This is a genomic window from Coleofasciculus sp. G1-WW12-02 (assembly GCF_040219735.1).
Lineage (GTDB): Bacteria > Cyanobacteriota > Cyanobacteriia > Cyanobacteriales > Coleofasciculaceae > Coleofasciculus.
In genome coordinates this window covers 1-18,168 of sequence record NZ_JAVJRX010000175.1, presented here as the reverse complement: position 1 = coordinate 18,168, position 18,168 = coordinate 1, and the positions used below count along the sequence as shown (strand labels likewise).

12 protein-coding genes and 1 pseudogene are annotated in these 18,168 nt (G+C 45.4%); 5 read left to right on the top strand and 8 right to left on the bottom strand.

What is annotated here, in order from left to right:
* Positions 1 to 375 precede the first annotated feature (375 nt).
* A complete protein-coding gene (locus RID09_RS27500; protein ID WP_446339097.1) occupies positions 376 to 861 on the bottom strand; it encodes a hypothetical protein in 486 nt (161 codons plus the stop codon).
* 42 nt (positions 862 to 903) lie between these two features.
* Between RID09_RS27500 and RID09_RS27495 the strand changes: the two are divergent.
* Positions 904 to 1,653, top strand: a pseudogene (locus RID09_RS27495) (cysteine desulfurase family protein); the annotation flags it as partial.
* A gap of 80 nt (positions 1,654 to 1,733) precedes the next feature.
* Here RID09_RS27495 and RID09_RS27490 read toward each other — a convergent pair.
* From RID09_RS27490 to RID09_RS27480, 3 genes are all read right to left on the bottom strand, one after another.
* Positions 1,734 to 4,994: an adenylate/guanylate cyclase domain-containing protein gene (locus RID09_RS27490; RefSeq protein ID WP_446339096.1), complete on the bottom strand. Its 3,261-nt coding sequence runs from the start codon at positions 4,992 to 4,994 to the stop codon at positions 1,734 to 1,736.
* Between the two features lie 637 nt (positions 4,995 to 5,631).
* Positions 5,632 to 6,765 (bottom strand): sensor histidine kinase, encoded by a 1,134-nt coding sequence (locus RID09_RS27485; RefSeq protein WP_446339095.1) that lies wholly within the window; start codon positions 6,763 to 6,765, stop codon positions 5,632 to 5,634.
* A 50-nt stretch (positions 6,766 to 6,815) separates the two neighbouring features.
* Positions 6,816 to 8,054, bottom strand: a complete 1,239-nt coding sequence (locus RID09_RS27480; protein WP_446339094.1) for an ATP-binding protein — start codon at positions 8,052 to 8,054, stop codon at positions 6,816 to 6,818.
* Positions 8,055 to 8,695: 641 nt separating this feature from the next.
* Between RID09_RS27480 and RID09_RS27475 the strand changes: the two genes are divergently transcribed.
* On the top strand, positions 8,696 to 9,421 hold the full coding sequence (locus RID09_RS27475; RefSeq protein ID WP_446339098.1) for a response regulator: 726 nt from the start codon (positions 8,696 to 8,698) through the stop codon (positions 9,419 to 9,421).
* Positions 9,422 to 9,575: 154 nt separating this feature from the next.
* On the opposite strand, the gene RID09_RS27470 is transcribed toward RID09_RS27475, so the two are convergent.
* Positions 9,576 to 11,576 (bottom strand): ATP-binding protein, encoded by a 2,001-nt coding sequence (locus tag RID09_RS27470; RefSeq protein ID WP_446339093.1) that lies wholly within the window; start codon positions 11,574 to 11,576, stop codon positions 9,576 to 9,578.
* An 89-nt stretch (positions 11,577 to 11,665) separates the two neighbouring features.
* A complete protein-coding gene (locus tag RID09_RS27465) occupies positions 11,666 to 12,610 on the bottom strand; it encodes a phosphate/phosphite/phosphonate ABC transporter substrate-binding protein (RefSeq protein ID WP_446339092.1) in 945 nt (314 codons plus the stop codon).
* 563 nt (positions 12,611 to 13,173) lie between these two features.
* On the opposite strand from RID09_RS27465, the gene RID09_RS27460 reads away from it, so the two are divergent.
* Positions 13,174 to 14,877 carry a choice-of-anchor I family protein gene (locus tag RID09_RS27460; RefSeq protein WP_446339091.1) on the top strand — a complete coding sequence of 568 codons (1,704 nt, stop codon included), beginning with the start codon at positions 13,174 to 13,176 and terminating at the stop codon, positions 14,875 to 14,877.
* A gap of 210 nt (positions 14,878 to 15,087) precedes the next feature.
* Positions 15,088 to 15,363, top strand: coding sequence for a GlsB/YeaQ/YmgE family stress response membrane protein (locus tag RID09_RS27455; protein ID WP_446339090.1), 276 nt, complete (start codon positions 15,088 to 15,090; stop codon positions 15,361 to 15,363).
* Positions 15,364 to 15,564: 201 nt separating this feature from the next.
* Here the strand turns inward: RID09_RS27455 and RID09_RS27450 are convergent, their stop codons facing one another.
* Positions 15,565 to 15,819 carry a hypothetical protein gene (locus RID09_RS27450; RefSeq protein WP_446339089.1) on the bottom strand — a complete coding sequence of 85 codons (255 nt, stop codon included), beginning with the start codon at positions 15,817 to 15,819 and terminating at the stop codon, positions 15,565 to 15,567.
* 50 nt (positions 15,820 to 15,869) lie between these two features.
* The gene (locus RID09_RS27445) at positions 15,870 to 17,198 is read right to left on the bottom strand and encodes a hypothetical protein (RefSeq protein WP_446339088.1); all 1,329 of its coding nucleotides are present in this window, start codon (positions 17,196 to 17,198) and stop codon (positions 15,870 to 15,872) included.
* Between the two features lie 127 nt (positions 17,199 to 17,325).
* On the opposite strand from RID09_RS27445, the gene RID09_RS27440 reads away from it, so the two are divergent.
* Entirely contained in the window at positions 17,326 to 17,916 is a 591-nt protein-coding gene (locus tag RID09_RS27440; protein WP_446339087.1) for a CpcT/CpeT family chromophore lyase, read from the top strand.
* The last annotated feature ends 252 nt before the right edge of the window (positions 17,917 to 18,168 follow it).

Genomic DNA, 18,168 nt, shown 5'->3' with positions numbered 1-18,168 from the left:
TTTACTGATGCTTTAGAAGCATTTCGTACAGCAATGTCAAGTGCTTTTATCGCTTGGTTAAACGAAAATAGGGACGTATTTGTCGCTTATAAAGCCAGTTTGGGCTTTATTTGGCGTTGATTTTTGTTTAAGTCCCGTTAGGGATAATTGATTTGGTAGGGGCACGATAGTATCGTGCCCTGATCTAGATGTTAGTGGCGAGTACAGCTAATTTTGTGGATGACGCTTACGCCCGGAAACCGTAGGGGCGCACCGACGTGCGCCCGATTTAACCGTAAAATCTATTCCACCATTTTAGCTGTGTCACACTATTATCGTGCGTTAGCATTCTGGGTAACTCATCGAATCAACTGCCTTATCGCAAACCACTCAACTTCAGTTTTTCCACGACTCATCTAGGGCAAAATCACGGATATTTTTCAGCACAAAGCATCTATTTTCTCTCACTAAATCTCCCGTACAAACTACTGGTAAGCGTTCTTGATAAGCTTTAACGGCTAAAGGATAGTTTGCTGCTGTTAAATCAAACTGAATTTTACGGAACTTCCCGACAGCACACCCCATCAAGATCACGCTTTCAGCTTCACCCAACTTGTCCAACTGAGTAATAATTCCCTGAACTTGAATATTGGTAACTTGAGTGACCAAATCGCCTAAGATTTGAAAGTAAGACCTATTTTCCACAAGTTCTAGCGTTTGCACCACCTCATAAAGGCGTAACGCAAAACCAGGAATTTCAGGCTTCAACGGTAAAACTATCTCAAATTCTGCCTCGGAGTGCGCTGGTAATGTCCAAATCGAAACCTTATCAGGAATACGGTTGCGCTCGTGCCAACCTGTTGCTTGGAGATAAGCTTCCATCTTTTGGGGTTCAAGATGACTCAGAATATCGATATCTGAGATAAAAACGGCATTTCTCTGCTGTGTGTTATGGCGGCGAATAACGAAATTGGCACAATTTATCCCATCCAAAACATCGGACAAATTGCCCAAACCTACAGAATTCCCTTCCTCTGTGATGCATCCCAAGCTGTCGGAAAAATCCCGATCAATTTTCAAGACTGGGGGATCACCTACCTAGCCATCTCCGCCCATAAACTCTATGGATCAAAAGGTTCAGGCGCATTAGTGGTGCGAAAAAAATATCCCCTAGAACCGATTCTCTGGGGCGGGGGTCATCAGAACGGTATGCGATCGGGTACACTCAATGTTCCGGGTATTGTCGGTTTAGGCGAAGCCTGTCGCCTGCGCCAGTTAGAAATGACAGAAGATGAAACCGCGATCGCATCCTCTAGAGACAAACTCCAAACCCTTCTGCAAGACAGCATTCCCGGCGTTGTCATTAATGGCGATACCACGAATCGCCTTGCTGGGAATCTCCACATTTCTATTCCCGATATTCCCAATAGTGCAGTTATTGCCAGAATCCGTTCCCAACTCGCCATCTCCACAGGTTCCGCCTGTACGTCGGGGGTAGAGACACCATCTCATGTGCTGCGAGCAATAAGGTTATCGGATAATTTAATAGAAGGGGCATTGCGTATCGGTTTGGGTAAATTTACAACAGATACAGAAATTAGTCAAGCCGCTGTAATTTTGTCAACAGCCGTCAGCCAAATTCGTCAAGTTATTGGTTTTTCGCAATACGGTTAGGGATGAGAGAATCGGGGCGGGTTTAGTTACTTATCGGTGAGGTCAAAAATGATAGTAGTCAAAAGAGTCCCTACACCCTATCACTGATTCCCGATCAGCCAATAGGTTTTCATCTCCCCACGCCCTTTAACCGCGATCGCACCCCGTTCCTGAAACTGGAATTTGTCCTGTAATCTCTGGTATGTCGCCTCCGTGACTTGTATTTTTCCCGGTTCTCCTGACGATTCCATCCGTGAGGCGACATTCACCGCATCTCCCCACAAATCATAGATAAACTTTCTAATCCCAATCACCCCCGCCACCACTGATCCGGTATTAATCCCGATGCGAATTTGCAACGATTCACTGTGTTCGGCTTGAAACTGAGTCATAGCTTGCTGCATACCCAACGCCATCTGCGCGATCGCATCTGCATGATCCGCCCTCGGCTGTGGTAATCCCCCAACTACCATATACGCATCACCAATGGTTTTAATTTTCTCCACACCATGACGTTCGGCTAACTGGTCAAACGTGGAAAACATCTGATTGAGTAAATTAACCAATTCAATCGGTTGTAAACGCGCCGATAGCGGCGTAAATCCGACAATATCCGCAAACAAAATCGTCACATCATCAAAATGTTCAGCAATCGCTGATTGGTCTTGTTTCAGCCGTTCGGCAATCAGTTCCGGCAAAATATTCAGTAATAATTGTTCTGACTTTTCTTGCTCTAACCGCAACGCCACCTCTGCCTGTTTGCGATCAGTAATATCACGCGCCACCCAAATCACGGAATCATCGGAAAGCGGTGACAAATTAGCAGCAAACCAAATCTCCTCTCCTGCCAAATTTATACAATACTCAATAGTCACCGTAGATTGACTTAACAAAGCATCTCGAATGCTATTGAGAATAAAATTAACCTGAGTGGAATCAAAATAATCCAACAGAGTTGTACCCAATAAATCTCCCGGAGATTTACACCACTTTCCTTTATTGGTTGGTGCGACCTTCAGACAACGACCCGACGCATCAACCACGAGTACCATATCCGTCATCGCGGCAAAAAGTGCCTTCATTTCCGCCTCGGCTTTCTTCTGTTGCATAACTGGACCTAACTGCGCCGACACCACAGACACTAACTCAATCCAATGTTCATCCTTTTGGTGTTCTTCTGCCATAAAAAACAGCAACACCGCTAAAACAGGCGCAGATTTTTGAGAGGTCGCCGGGGCAACAATGGGTACAGCAAAGGCTGATTTTAAACCACATTCACTTGCCAGTTTGAGTCGCAAGAAAATATCATCAGATTCTGTAGCAATATCACTAATCCATTCCGGTTGACCATGACACCAAACTCGTCCTGGTATTTCTTCTTCAGGTAAAAAGGTTAGGGCTTCACTATACTCTCGGAATTCTTTAAGGACAACGGCGTCCTCTGGAGCAAGTCCCCTCTGTTTGCAATACCAACGACGGCTACATTCTAATGCCATGCCATCCGTCGCCGGAATCCAGACTTCGCCATAAATCCAGCCCGTAGTTTGGCACACTTGATGCAGGGCAATTTCTAAGGCGACTTGAAAATCAGGGGCGGCATTAATCGCTTGACTAATCGTGAGCAGAAGTTCAACTCGTTGTTCAGCATGTTTGCGTTCGGTGATATCATCAATCACCGCCAGGATGCAATCTTGTTCACCAATTGTAATCAATTCTGCTGATAATAATCCAGTTCTCACCTGACCCGTTTTGGTATGAAAATTAAACTCTTGATCCCGAATAGCGCCTGTCTCTCGTAATCGTTGACGGATTCGGGTTCGTTCTGCTGGATCAACCCAAAAGTTGAGTTCAATTGAGGTATGATTGATCACGTCCTCTATGTTATAGTCGGTAATCTTGAGAAAGCTTTCATTCACCTCAATAAACTTGCCCTCAGCCAGAGTGCTAATCGTAATCGGGTTTGGGGATGAGCGAAAAGCGAGAGCAAACTTTTCTTCAGACAAACGTAAGGCGGCGGTTCGTTGCTCAACTCGTGACTCTAACTCGGCTTTATTTTTTTCCAGGGCGGTAAAGAAGGAGTACAACTGTTGACTCATTTGGTTAAAGGATTGAGCCAAAACTTCGAGTTCATTCACCTGAACCGGGATTTTGCCATCAATTTTTACCTGTTGGTCAAATTTCCCCTGGGCAATTTCCGCCGCCGCTATACTTAACTGGGTAATCGGCTGGGTAATCCGTCTGGCGGTGAGGATTCCTAACACGGTTGCCACAACGAACGCCGCGAAGCATAAACTAATAGTTAGGCGGGTATTATCATGGATTTGTTCCATGAAATCAGCTTCCGGTATCACCACCACAATCAGCCAATCTAAGCCACGAGCATCATTGAAGGGGGTGACTTGTAAATAGTAGCGATCGCGGTTTAGTTTAAAGGTTAACTGTTGGCTTTGATTGATTTGGTTTAAGGCGTCAACGCTTTGGCTTAAATACTGGGCTGTTGATTGAATTAAGGGATCATGGCTATTGGTAGCAAGTAGGCGTTGGGTTTTATCGCCATCACGCATAAATCGCTGTTCTGATGTGGAACTAGCAACCAGTAATCCTGATCGTTCAATAATAAAGGCTTGTCCTGTTTGACCAATTCTTAAGTCGTTGAGAAATTTACTAATCTCAGACAGTAAGATATCGGTGCCAACTACCCCTAATAGTTTACCCTTGTCGTTGTATACTGGCTCAGCTAGGGTAATCCCTAACCGAGAATGGCTAAACATGACATAGATAGGACTCCAAAGGGTTTTACCTTCAAAGGCAGCGTTTTTATACCAGGGACGAATGCGAGGGTCATAATTGGCGCGGATATCTAACAGTTGGTTACGATTTCCTTGAGTGTCGGTTGTGTAAGTCTGAAAGTTATAGCTGGTTGAGGCGTCAGCGGCTTTAATCACAACTTTGTCATCTTCGGTATAGCCTGCCCCAATGTATTCCCCTTGCTCACTGCCGAACTGAATGGTATTAATAGACTGGGAAAACTGCAACAGTTGCCACAAATAACGTTCAGTAGGCTGATCCTGAGTCTGCACCTGACCCCGACGCACCGCATTCCCAAGAACATGGTTGACCAGATGGGGCGTTTCGATGTAACTATCGATATGTTGCAGGATGCGATCGCTTACCTCGGTCTGTAACTGGGTAACCAGATTGTTAACTGCCTGTTGTCCATTGCGAAAGGAGAGATATCCAGTCAACCCCACAGCCGCTAAGATCTGGAGGATAAAGGGAACCACCAGAACCACGCGCAATGGCATCTTTTGACTGCGTTTAGCGCCTTTGGCAAGTTTACTGGTCACGGTTGGCAATAACATGGGGAAAGGATCACCTACATGGGCATAACACTGTATTGACTCGTCGGTTTGATTAATCGAGTTTTCTCGCGTTCTATGATCAAAACTCCAAGCTACTTCCTTTTTTACCAAAAACTGTAGGGTTGCTAAAGCGGATAAATCTCTGTCTTCCTAAACTAATGCCAAGTCTGGACTCCTTGATTGATTTTTCCTAAGGAATCCCATAGTATATCTCATGGGTTGGGATGAAAATAATTCTTCCTGTAAAGGAAATACAGGACTCGTTAACGGATTTCCGTACAGTTCTGGGAAAATTACGGAACTTGCTTATACCATTTCTCTTTAGTCATGCAACGACAAACCCCTCGGCTATCGCTTTCCCCTCGTGCTCAGGGCGCCATTGTTGCTTGCATATTGGGCTCAGAACCAACAAGCAGTTTAAATGCACTAACAAAATTTGTGGATGGATAGGGGATGCCGATTTTAGTGGTGCAAAAATGATTGAACTTTGGGGCTGTTCTGTAAACCAGCCTAGAGGTTTGCGCTTCGCGCACGCTACGCGAACGGAACTATTGTCTTGTGCGATAGAACCAGGGCTACCAAAAGCCCCATCTGGAGCAAGCAGGTCCTTTAGGCGCAGCTAATCAGGTGGGGTAGTTTACGTTTGCCCTGGCAAATAAACCGTAAATAAGCTACCCTTACCCAAATCACTCTCGACTTCAATTTTACCCTGATGAGCTTCCACAATCCGACGAGATAGATATAATCCTAAGCCACTCCCTGATCGCTTGTGCTTTCCTTGGCGAAATCGCTTGAAGAGTGTGGGGAGATCGTCTGGACGAATACCTGCTCCAGTATCTTGAATGGAAATAGTCACCAAAGGGGGTTGACTATCTGCCGATTTTGTCGGTTCATCTAAACCTAAATGAACCTCAACCGACCCTTTTTCGGTAAACTTGACCGCATTACCAATTAGATTAGTGAATACACGGCGGAGTTCGAGGCGATCGCCCATCACCCGACAATTGCCTGAATTAAATAAATTGGCGCACTCTCCTAGATTCATGCTTAAAGCTAATCCTTTTTCCTCGGCTAAGGGAGTTAGTTCTTGAACGACTTCCTCAACCATTTCCTGAGGATTTATCGAAACAAAAGTTAACTCTTTAGACCCAGCATCGTGGCGATAAACTTCCAACACCGTATTCACCATCTGGACTAAATGTTGGTTGCTTTGCTGGATAGAAATAATTGCTTCTACTGCTGAATCAGGAAGCTGTCCAAAGCTTCCCCGTTGCAATAAACTCAGCATCCGATCAGCGGCGACTAAGGGGGTTCGTAAATCGTGGGTGAGACGAGAGACGAAATCCTCTCGTTGACGTGCTAGTTGCACTTGTTCATCAATACTATGCTTAAGCCGCAGTAAAGATCGCACTCGTGCTAATAACTCACCCACATCCACCGGTTTGCGAATAAAATCATCCGCCCCAGCATCGAGCCCTTCAATCGCACTCGATTGTTCATAAGCGGTGATCAGCAAAATTGGGATAAAGGGCAAGCTGCTATTTTCACGAATCCGCCGAGTCACCTCATAGCCATCCATTTGTGGCATCATCACATCCAGTAAGATTAAATCAGGAGGTGATTTTTCGACCGTTGCTAGTGCTGAACGTCCATCTTCTACTAAATTGAGTTCATATCCTTCCGTTTCTAAGATGGTTTGCATCAGGAATAAATTATCTGGCGCATCATCAACCGCCAGAATCCGGTCTATTTTTGGCTCAGGTAGATTCATTTTTCATTTATCTATAATTGAAAAGCATCGTAACCCGAAAACGAAAAATATTAATTATACGCAGGTACTTTAATTTCTGTCAACTTCCCCGAATAAGAAGAAATACAACGCGGTAACTCGACGCGAAAAATTGATCCTTCTCCCACTTGACTTTCTACCGTAATATTACCTTGCATCAGTTGAACTAAGGACTTGGTCATTGCCAATCCTAGACCGGTACCGGGGTATTGACGGGCTATGGTCTGATCCACTTGACGGAAGGCTTCAAAAATATAGTCTAATTCGGCTTGAGATAGACCAATTCCCGTATCCTCAACATCAATGACCACTCGTTGGGAATCAACCTCGTATACATTGATCCAGATCGACCCTGATTCTGTAAATTTAATCGCATTGATGAGCAGGTGTTTTAAGACCTTGTGTAAGCGAGAGCGATCGTTGATGACCGCTGGATTCTTGAGTTGGATTTTGCTGGATAAATCTAACCCTTTTTGAAGTGCCAAGGGACGAACATCCTCTAGGGTTGAATTAATCACTTGATCGATATTAAATTCTTCAGCTTTTAGTTCCAAAGCCCCGGCTTCAATTTGAGCAAAATCTAGTACTTCACTTAAGAGGGATAACAGATGTTTGCCATTTTTTAAAATACATTTTATCATTTTTAATTGGGACAGCGTTAGTGAACCATGGCGTTGGAGTAGGAGCATTTGGGCAAAGCCAATAATTACATTCATCGGCGTCCGCAATTCATGGGATGTCGTTGCTAGAAACTGCGATTTAAGTTTAGATAGTTCTTTTAGCTGTAAATTTTGACGTTGAATTTGTTGCCGTTGTTGGGCTAATTCTTGATTTTGACGGACTAGCTGTTCATTCGTCTGGCGCAACTGCTGATGAGCCAGTTCAACCTGCCGTTCAGCTTGGTAGATGCGAATAGCGTTTTGCAAAATCCGTCCTAAACTTGTCGGTGATACCTTATCCTGAGACAGGTAGTCTGACGCCCCAGCTTTCATCAGCGCCACCGCGACTTGTTCGTTACCGTGAGCAGTGATTACCACTAAGGGAATCTTGACTCCAGCGTTTCGCAGATCCTGCACCAAGATTAATCCATCTTTGTCGGGTAGACAGTAATCTAGAAAGACACAGTCAAATGTCTCATGGTCAATGAGAGCGATCGCACTCTTATAGTCACAGGCTTCAACACAATTAATTGACATGCCTGTGGCATTCAAGGCTTGACGCACGGCTATGCGATCGACTTCCTCATCACTAATGATCAGAATATTGAACATTACTTTCATCAACCAGCAAAATTAAAGGGTTTCTTTGTCGCCAACGCCAGCGTTGAGCTAACTTTTACTAGGGGTAGTGACAACTCGTGGGAATAAAGCAATGGCTCTAACGCACGACTCAGTTAGCCTGTATTGCCGCCCCTAGAAGGGAGTACGCACTGACATTGAAGACAGTCCAGCCTTTGTTCTAAATTGTATGCCTCCCCCTATCACTTTGGTCTCAGTCGTTAGGCATAATCATGAATTCGCTTTTTCGATAAAATTGAAGCGTCGGTACGTTCGTCCATGGGATTAGCAGGAACAGTAGTTCATATTGCTTAGTACTATCGGTAGATGCAAATCTGCCCAGGATCTGCCATAGTATGGATTATCTTGATTGCCACGTCGCACTAGCAACCGGATGCGTAATTGATGCCGACAGCAACACTCAAGAACGCCAAGGCAGGAGTTTTCCTTATCTGACCTGGCTTCCAGGGTGTTAGCACCAGGGTGTCAGCGCGATCAGGATTCCTAGGTGGGAGCTTGAAAGAGCCAGCTTTCAGCAACAAATGATGAAAATTAGCCAAATCCGAGAGAATGCCTCAAATAGTCCCACATCTCTCAGTAACCAAGATCAAACCAATTTGAGTTCTGAAACATTGATGGTGAGTCCTATGCGTGTCGTCCTGATTGAAGACCATAACCTTACGCGGATGGGTTTACAAGCCGCTTTACAAGAACAGGATGGAATTGAAGTCGTCGGAGAAGCAGCGAATGCGACTCAAGGATTGAAGCTGCTAGAAACCCTTAAACCCGATGTCGCTATTGTCGATATCGGTTTACCGGATATGGATGGCATTGATCTGACTCGCAAGTTCAAGAGTAATCCGGCGGATAGCCAAGAACCTGAAACAAAGATTCTGATCTTAACCATGCATGATAGTGAAGAGGCGGTACTGGCTGCTTTTGGGGCTGGAGCCGATTCCTATTGCATGAAGGATATTGAGATCGAACAGCTTGTAGAGGCATTAACCGTAACCCAGGAAGGAAACGCCTGGATTGATCCAGCGATTGCCAGTATTGTTTTGCGACAGGTAAAACGAGAGACATCATCTCAGGTAGAGGCGGCGAATCAAGAGCGAACTGTTAAGATTGATGCGGTAGGTCCAGAGTACGAACAAGTCATCGAAGCCTATCCCTTAACCGAACGGGAATTAGAGGTTCTCGAGCTAATTGTGGCAGGAGCGAGTAATGCCGCGATCGCGGAAAAACTCTATATTACAGTAGGCACCGTCAAAACCCACGTCCGCAATATCTTGAATAAGCTCTGCGTTGATGACCGAACCCAAGCCGCTGTCCATGCACTCCGTTCCGGATTAATTACCTAAATGTACGCGGTGTCAGATCATTACCGATACCTGATGCAGGGCGACCCGATAAGATTAAGGGGTAGGTGGTATTAATTTTGCGCGGCGGGTCGCCCCTGGGCGTGTTTGCCTCATCTAAACTCCACTTATAACTTATAAATTATAAGTTATAACTTTAAGAAGAGACTTTTTCCGCCTTAGGAGCTTTAACTACAGTTGGCAGGTAAAAGCTAAAAGTAGAGCCAACACCAACCTCACTGTTAACCGTAATATTACCTCCCATCATCTCACAGAAACGTTGGCAAATCGCTAATCCTAGACCCGTCCCTCCGTACTTTTTCGTGGTAGAACTATCGGCTTGCACAAAGGGCTGAAATATCTTGTCAATCTGCTCTGGAGTCATACCAATGCCAGTATCGGAGACAGTAAAGGCAACCAAATCTGAGCTTTGGTCATCATTCATGGTGTCGGGGATTGAAGAACTATCGATGGTTCCATGTGAAACGATAGAGGATTCTCCATTCGCCAATAGCAGCACCTGAGCGTCCCGTTTGAATCCACCATTTTCTTCTCCTCGACTTTCACGAGTAACACTGAGTACAATCGTGCCATTCTCCGTAAATTTGGCAGAGTTACTGAGTAAGTTTAACAGCAATTGCTTAACCTTAGTTCGGTCAGCGAGCATCGTACCCAGAGAAGCAGCGCAATGAACCTCTAGAGTATTATTCTTTTTCTTGATCAAGGTTTGGACAGTCTTCTGAACTTCAACAATTAAGGTATAAATATCGAAGTTTTCCAGATAGAGACTCATCTTCCCGGCTTCAATTTTAGAAATGTCCAGAATATCGGTGATCAGATTCAAAAGATGGAGTCCAGAGTCGTAAATCTGCTGGAGATCCGGGACAAAATCGGCATACCCTAAATCCTCGGCATCCTCTCGCAGTAACTCACTTAAGCCGAGGATACCATTCAGGGGTGTCCTGAGTTCATGGCTCATACTGGCAAGAAAGGCACTCTTCGCCCGGTTAGCCGCTTCCGCTTCTTCTTTTGCCTTTTGCAACTCAATTTGGGCTAATTTCGCTTCCGTAATATCCCGAACAATCGCTAACACTTCCCGTTCACCACTAACCACCAGCCGTGCTTCAAAATTCCGGCGCTGATCCTCCGCAAACAACTCATACTCGAAAATTTGGATATCTTGAGTCTTTAAGGTTCGCTCGACATAATCTAGACATAATTGAGCCACATCTGTGGGTAAAACATCAGAGACAGGTTGACCAATCCATGCTTGGGATGATTTTAAAAAGGAGTCCCCTCTGGGTGCTTTCAAATCCAGAAAGATACCCTCTTGACTAAAGCGAAACATTAAGTCGGGAATCGCATTGAGCAAAGCGCGATTTTTGGCTTCACTGTGCCGCAAATCTTCAGCACGCTGCTCCAAACTTTCGATTAGGTTTCGCAGTTGCTCGGTCATGCTGTTAAATGCACCGGCTAAAACCGCCAGTTCGTCATTGCTGTCAATGGCAATCTTCTGACTCAGATCCCCTTTCGCCAGACGCTGGGTGGCGGCGGTCATCTGCTTTAAGGGTTCGGTAATCGAACGGCTCAGCAGTAGTGCAACCAGCGTACCCACCATCGCCGCCGCCAGTCCCATGGCAATCCCTTCATTCCGCACCGCCGCCATCTTTGCCTTAAGCGGGGCTGTAGATAGCCCGACACTAACTGCCCCAAGCCGCTGACGTCCCAAAACGACTGCCTTACCCGCAAGGAGTTGGTCAGACTGCCATTTAAACACCACTTCGTTACTTTCCACCAGCTCTTTGCCTAAGGGATCAGGTTTGACCCCATAGGCTAAAAGATTGCGGCTATAGGCATCCGCTAGCACCCGTCCATCTTTGTCATAAATCTGACCCGCCACTAAGATTTGATCCTCGCCCAACTTTTCCATGAGTTCCTTCATAAAGGACACATCGAGAAAATAGAGCGAATCTCGGGTGGTGACGACTAGGGTGTCCAGCAATAAGTCAGCCTGTTGTTCGAGTTCGTCCCGAAAAGTTTCTTGCTGACGGCGTAGGGATAGCATAGTAACGCTAGCGACAGCCACAATGACTAATGTGGTCATCGCCAAGGTTATTTTGGTGGCTAGTGAACCTTTTTTTGGGTTGAATCTAGCCATTCCACGTATCGTCCTCCCCTTATTCCTATAAGCGTTGCTTCCTGGCTGGTACATCTAGGCAAACTGTCATTCAAAACAGCATCTGCCCCTTATTTTTTCTCAACCTGTTCATACAACTGGCGCATTTTATCGAGACTTGTTTCAACGGGAAACTCGTCAAACTTGGCAGTTTCCTCAAAGGTGGTGAGTACCTCCTTCCCTTCAGGGGTCTGATCCATTTCCATTAATACCGTCTTAATCTGTTGTACCAATTCCGGGTCCATTCCGGGTCGGACGATGACCAGATGGCGAGCGATTTTCTGGGTTTCAGCCAGAATTTTCAGCGCTTGGCGGCTTTCTGCGGGGATTTCTTCTAAGAATGAGTAATCCGCCGCACCCGCTGCGACTTCACCACTCAAGACCCATTGAATTGTATTCTCATCATCTCCACTGTATATATATCCCACCTCATCAGCGGCGACAGTTTCGTTTTTTGAACCTTTTTCAACCATGTTCAAATCGTCGTCCAGTAGGGTATTCAGGGGTAAAAAATAACCGGAGGTTGAGACGGGTTCTTCAAAGGCGATCATTTTTCCCTTAAGATCGGCTAAGGAATCGATCTCGCTCTCTGCCAAGGTAAAGATCACGCCATAGTATTCGCCTTTGCCGCTCTTCCAGCGGCGCAGTAGGGGTGTGGCTCCTGATTTATCGCTGACAATCATGGCAGGGTAGGGACTGTCTACGTAGATATCGACTTCGCCTTCTTTGAGCATGCTTGCCATCGTATCTAAGTCGGGGGCAACTTTTACCTCACCCACACCAATACCAAATTTTTCTAAGCGGGCGGCTAGATAGTCTGCCATGGGCTGGAACTGCTCTATCTTGGCGGCGGCATTTTTGTTCACGTCGGCAAGGACAAGGGTTCCAGTCGCGGTGGATTGGGGGGTTGGCGTTGGTGTTGATGTGATGGTTGTCGTTGTCTCGTTTGCACCACAGCTCACGAGGGTGGTGAACAGACTCAGCAGGACAACGTTTTTCAAAAATTTTGGCAACATTTATTTAATTCTCAATGGTAACAAATTGTCTTTGATAACAGTGTGGTTGTTTTGCCTCAGCTTCTGTTGTCAGTTGAGACGGGAAATGCTTCTCCAGTTTCCAGATATTGGGATACCTCTTTGTCTTTAAGATTATTTTGTCGGTTCTCTGGATACATATCAAATTTTGACAAATTTGTTCATAAAGATTCTGTGAATTTTTTGGGTCTTTTCTTTAAAGAGTTGATGAACCTGTCCTAAAACTCTTTCCTAATGCTTATTTGTGTAAGACCATGCTAAAGAAAGAGTGCATAATTATATTAGTTTAAGCTGAATCTGAACGCTAAGTTTTGTAAACAACTTGCTCCTTTAGCGCTAGGTGGGAAGCGTGAATGGGTTTTTCTGTGTTTGGCAAACAGTTGGTTTTCCTTCCGGTGCGATACATTAAGAAATGTAAAAAATCAGCCGTTTTCACTCACATCATCGGCAACTTAACTTTACAAAGCGTAACTTTTTTGGGTAAATTCTACCCACCATCCTACTTATCGCTATCGACTTCATCCGAATCAGGAGGTTCATTACCCATGTCTAGGCATCAAAATTCACTCATTCATCGAATGCCGAGTATAGTGCAGTCAACCCTGCAGTCAGCCGTCTTACTCAGTATGTTGGCGACACCAGCCGCCGCGATTAATCTCAACCTGAAACCCATCGGTTCCTTCTCGACAGAGATTTTTGCCGAAAACACAGCCGAACAAACGGCCTATGATCCGATCACTCAACGGCTGTTCGTGACCAGTTCCGGTCGAGATCGGATTCATATCCTTGATATTAGCAATCCGACGAATCCGTCGTCGTCGTTGTTCGACCCCATCAAAGTTTCTGAATTTGGGTCACCCAACAGCGTCAGCTATAACAACGGTATATTTGCTGTCTCTGTCACCAATAAGATGCCGCAAAATCCCGGTTTTGTGTTGTTCTTCGACGCAGACGGTAATTCCATACATGACCCCGTTTCGGTTGGTTCAGTACCGGACTCGCTTACCTTCACCCCAGATGGCACTAAGATTATTGTGTCTAACGAGGGTGAGTTGAGTGATGGTTACCCTGATGATCCGGAGGGTTCGATCAGTATCATTGACCTGAGAGATTTTAGCGTAACCACGGCTAACTTCGATAGTGTTTCTATACCGGACAATGTTCGCTTATTTGGACCCAACGCGAATAACCCGTCTCAAAATCTGGAACCCGAATTTGTTACGGTGTCCCAAGACTCCCAGAAAGCTTATGTCACCCTACAGGAGAATAATGCGATCGCGGTTGTTGATATCGCCAGTGGTCAGGTCGAAAAAGTGATCGGGCTGGGTTTTAAAGATTATAGCCTACCAGGAAATGCCTTAGACGCCAGCGATAAAGACGGTAAAATCAACATCACCAATTATAACAACCTGTTCGGGCTGTTCCAACCCGACGGGATTGCCTCCTATATGGTAAACGGTCAGACCTATCTGGTTACCGCTAATGAAGGCGACAGCCGCGCCTTTAGTTTCTTTGATGAAGAGGCGAGGGTAGGCGACCTAATCCTTGACCCAGAGGCTTTCCCCAATGCAGCAGAACTGCAAAAGGATGAAAATCTAGGTCGTTTAAAAGTCACCAATACCCTGGGTGATACAGACGGAGATGGGGACTTTGACGAACTCTACACCTTTGGTGGACGTTCTTTCTCAATTTGGGATACAGACGGGAATCTCATCTTTGACAGTGGGGATGCGTTTGAACGGATTACGGCGGAGTTTTTACCAGAATTCTTCAACTCTAACGATGAGATCAACAAATTTGATAACCGCAGTGACGATAAGGGTCCTGAACCTCAAGCCGTGACGATTGCTGAACTGTTTGGTCGCACCATTGCCTTTATTGGTTTGGAACGCATTGGTGGCATTATCAGTTATGACATCACTGATCCGTTCAATCCCTTCTTTTTAGATTATGTCAACAACCGCGACTTCTCCGTTGATTTTAACTTAAATGAAGCAGGAGACCCTGATCCGACAGCCGAACAGTTAGCCGCAGTCGGTGATTTGGGGCTCGAAGGGTTAGTGTTCATTTCGGCTAAAAACAGTCCCAACGGCAAACCCTTGGTGGTTACTGCCAATGAAACCAGTGGTACCCTGAGTGTCTTTGAAGTTGAACGTGTACCCGAACCCAGTTCTGTATTGGGTTTGTTACTGTTTAGTTCTTTAGGCTGGGTCAGACAAACTAAAAGGCAGAGGTCAAATAAGTCCTGAAGATGAGGAAAGTTGAAGGATTAATCTAGGTGTAGAGACGTAGCCGGGTACCTCTCTACTCCTTTGGATATCGATTCATTTCAATCAAAAGTACTAATTTAGACAAATTTAATTTATTTACTTAGGTAGAAGCGAAGCTTGAGAGTAAATTGATAAGCTAAACCTAATAGTTCCATAGACACAGTAAACATTAAGGAGAGGAGAGATTCTATGAATATTATTGCTTGGCTTGTATTAGGTCTAATTGCAGGCGCACTGGCTAAACTGATTTATCCGGGACACCAAGGTGGCGGAATCTTTGCCACCATTGGCTTAGGAATCCTCGGTGCTTTCGTGGGAGGATTTCTAGGTAAGCTCTTGTTAGGCTCTTCTAGCGCAGCAGCAGCAGCTTCAGGCGCTCTGAGTATTGGTAGCATTATCTTTGCCGTTCTCGGTGCCTTGCTGTTGATCTTCATCTGGGGTTTAGTCACTCAAAGATCAGCTTAGTCCAAAAAGGCTCTAAGGCTGACGTTCCTTACGTCGCTACCCAGAACATCCGGTTTCCTAAGCTGTTCGGCATTTAAACCTTTGTCAACAACTGCAAAATTGTTGTAATGCGAGCATCTCGCTCGCTACCCATTCCCAATTTAAATGCGTGACAGCTTATTCCTTGTGCCATGCCTATTTTTGGGCATTGTGGAATTTATCTTATTTATTTAAAGATTTTTTGTTTTGCCAAATCTGCCAGGTTGCGCCAACAGAAGCACCAACGCCTGCTAATAAACCCATTCCCATGCCTTCAACAGTGTTCATGAGTGGATCTTGCAACAAGCACTCGTCTGTCGGTGTGGCGACTCCTAAACATTGATTCAGTTCGGCTTGAGCCGCAGTACCTCCCAGGACGAGTCCTACAGCACTACAACTTACGACAAATATGCAAAGGCGATTAATTTTTCTATCCATAGATAGATACATTAGTTACTAATTTGCCCTATCCTAACTTACCCAAGGGATTATTGGAAACCCTTGGCGGCTTTCTTTTTCCGCTTACCTTTGGATTTGGATTTGTGAACCTCAGCGACAGCCGACTCAAAGAGATTGTGTAAATGCAGGGGAACGCTAGCAATTTCTGGGAGTTCGGGTTCTAGGGGTTTATGAAACTCCTGGTGCAGTGTTGACTCTAAATCCTGCTGGAGATTAAAATCTGGACGATCTAATGCCGTTTGTAATACCTTCTCCAGTTGAGTGGGATACTCCTCGGCTAGCTGTTGCCAGATAAACAGGTTAATCTGAGGATCATTTAAGTATTTTTGGACTCGTTGTTCAGCATTAGGATAGGTTTGCCAGTCTTCGGATGCTAGCATCTCCTGAAATTTGGAGTAACTGGGGAGAAACATTTGACCCCAACGGGGATGAGAAAAAACAGTCACCTGTTCAGCGTTGCGGATATCTTCTGGTAAATCCACCTTGGGTGTCATCATCGGGGATTTGGCAGCATTATCCAACATATTGGTCACTGCTGTAGCGTCTGCACCTGCTTCTACTGCTGCTGTTTTGATGTCCTCTTCATCCGTACCCGCATCTTGGATCATCTCTTTGAGAGATTTCGACGGATCAATCCCAGCCGCCACCAGACGTTCCTGGGTCATTTTATCCCGCAGTTGAGCCAGTTTTTGATTAAGCTGGTATCCAGGTAGGGTGATGCGATCGCGTCCAAAAAAGTCTACAAATGACTGATGATAGGTGGCTACAGAGTCCCACGCTTGTTCTAATAGTTCGGGCGCGTCACGGTAAAGGGCATTTTTGTAGTTGTTCTTGAATTCCCCAATGGCTACGGCTAGCTTCGGCTGACTTAAGCGCCCTTTGGAAATGATTGGACTAGAAATCATCCAGTAGGTATCGGTGACAGGGGCGAGGCGAGTGAGTAAGATGTCCCCAACCTTAAACCGCTGCATCTGTTCTATGGTGGTGGGATGAGTGGGTTTGACGGTGTAGTGCTTATCCGTTAGCCAATTTTTCAGTTCAAAGCCATCGGGGAGGATGTGGGTGAGTTCAAACAAGCCGATAAAGCCACCTCGCCAGCGGTTCAGGAGCGTGCGATCGCTGGGTGTTAAATTGGGATGTTGTTCCAGGAACAGATCCAACGGTGTCTGATTTCCCACTTCACCCTCAGTTAAGAAGGTATCAATGACCAAGTTGCGCTGGTTGATATCGTAGGGTTCTCGCGTCAACTGATCAGCCGCATACTGTTCTAAGGCGACGGCTAACTCTCCGTCTGCTTCCAGTACAAAGTCAGTTAGGGCTTGTTTCAGGTCTTTGGCTTGCTCTAGAATTGCATCCACAGATGTGTAATCATCGCTCAACCCTACTAGGGTACAGCAATCAAGACGTGAATGCCTCTATTATTGGGAATAAAATCAATTTAAAATTGATCCAGATCCAATATTTCGATTAACAAGATCGTTAATAATGACTCATTCTACTGACATTGCCACATTAGCCCGTTGGATGGCGGCTGACTTTAGTAACCAACAACAAGCCTTTGACAATCCGCCCTTTTACGCCCACATCCGGGTGTTTATGCGTCCTCTCCCCTCGTCACTCCTAGATGGAGTCAGTTTATTTGTCGAACAAGCCTATGACTATCTTCTCAACGTCCCCTACCGCTTACGGGTGTTGAAATTAATGGTTGTTGGGGATCATATTGAAATTGAAAATTACACATTTAAAGAGCCAGAAAAATTTTACGGCGCTTCTCGTGATCTTAACCGCCTGCAAACCTTAACCGTTGACCAGCTAGAGAAACTTCCTGGCTGTAATATGATTGTGGAATGGACAGGGAAAAGCTTTCAAGGAAAAGTTGAACCGGGTAAAGCCTGTAAGGTTTTTCGCAAAGGCAAAGAAACGTATTTGGATAGCACGTTTGAAATTGACGAAAATCAGTTTATCAGTCTGGATCGGGGACGCGATCCCGTAACTGATGAACATATTTGGGGTTCCATGGCTGGTCCGTTTTACTTTGTCCGGCGGGCGAGTTTTGCCGATGAGGTTAAGGTTTAAGCAATCGGTTAGAACTGAGGTTGAATATCGCTGATTTAAGAACCATTAAATAGATGTAGGGACACGACAATGTCGTGTCCTTCTTATAGATGTCAGGTTGAACTGTATCATGTGAACTACCTACACCAAGCTAACGCTATGGTGTAGGCTTCGCGTCTCATTCACCGAAGCCGCCATACCCGAAAGCATATTGGTCTTACTCAGCGTCTCTGGTTGGAATCCAACCTTTATCTCCTCAATGGGAGAACCCGC

What these genes read in the sequence shown, in the direction of transcription:
- RID09_RS27500 (WP_446339097.1), bottom strand. Translation starts at nt 861, where the DNA reads ATGGAAGCTTATCTCCAAGCAACAGGTTGGCACGAGCGCAACCGTATT.
- RID09_RS27490 (WP_446339096.1), bottom strand. Translation starts at nt 4,994, where the DNA reads ATGTTATTGCCAACCGTGACCAGTAAACTTGCCAAAGGCGCTAAACGC.
- RID09_RS27485 (WP_446339095.1), bottom strand. Translation starts at nt 6,765, where the DNA reads ATGAATCTACCTGAGCCAAAAATAGACCGGATTCTGGCGGTTGATGAT.
- RID09_RS27480 (WP_446339094.1), bottom strand. Translation starts at nt 8,054, where the DNA reads ATGTTCAATATTCTGATCATTAGTGATGAGGAAGTCGATCGCATAGCC.
- RID09_RS27475 (WP_446339098.1), top strand. Translation starts at nt 8,696, where the DNA reads ATGGTGAGTCCTATGCGTGTCGTCCTGATTGAAGACCATAACCTTACG.
- RID09_RS27470 (WP_446339093.1), bottom strand. Translation starts at nt 11,576, where the DNA reads ATGGCTAGATTCAACCCAAAAAAAGGTTCACTAGCCACCAAAATAACC.
- RID09_RS27465 (WP_446339092.1), bottom strand. Translation starts at nt 12,610, where the DNA reads ATGTTGCCAAAATTTTTGAAAAACGTTGTCCTGCTGAGTCTGTTCACC.
- RID09_RS27460 (WP_446339091.1), top strand. Translation starts at nt 13,174, where the DNA reads ATGTCTAGGCATCAAAATTCACTCATTCATCGAATGCCGAGTATAGTG.
- RID09_RS27455 (WP_446339090.1), top strand. Translation starts at nt 15,088, where the DNA reads ATGAATATTATTGCTTGGCTTGTATTAGGTCTAATTGCAGGCGCACTG.
- RID09_RS27450 (WP_446339089.1), bottom strand. Translation starts at nt 15,819, where the DNA reads ATGGATAGAAAAATTAATCGCCTTTGCATATTTGTCGTAAGTTGTAGT.
- RID09_RS27440 (WP_446339087.1), top strand. Translation starts at nt 17,326, where the DNA reads ATGACTCATTCTACTGACATTGCCACATTAGCCCGTTGGATGGCGGCT.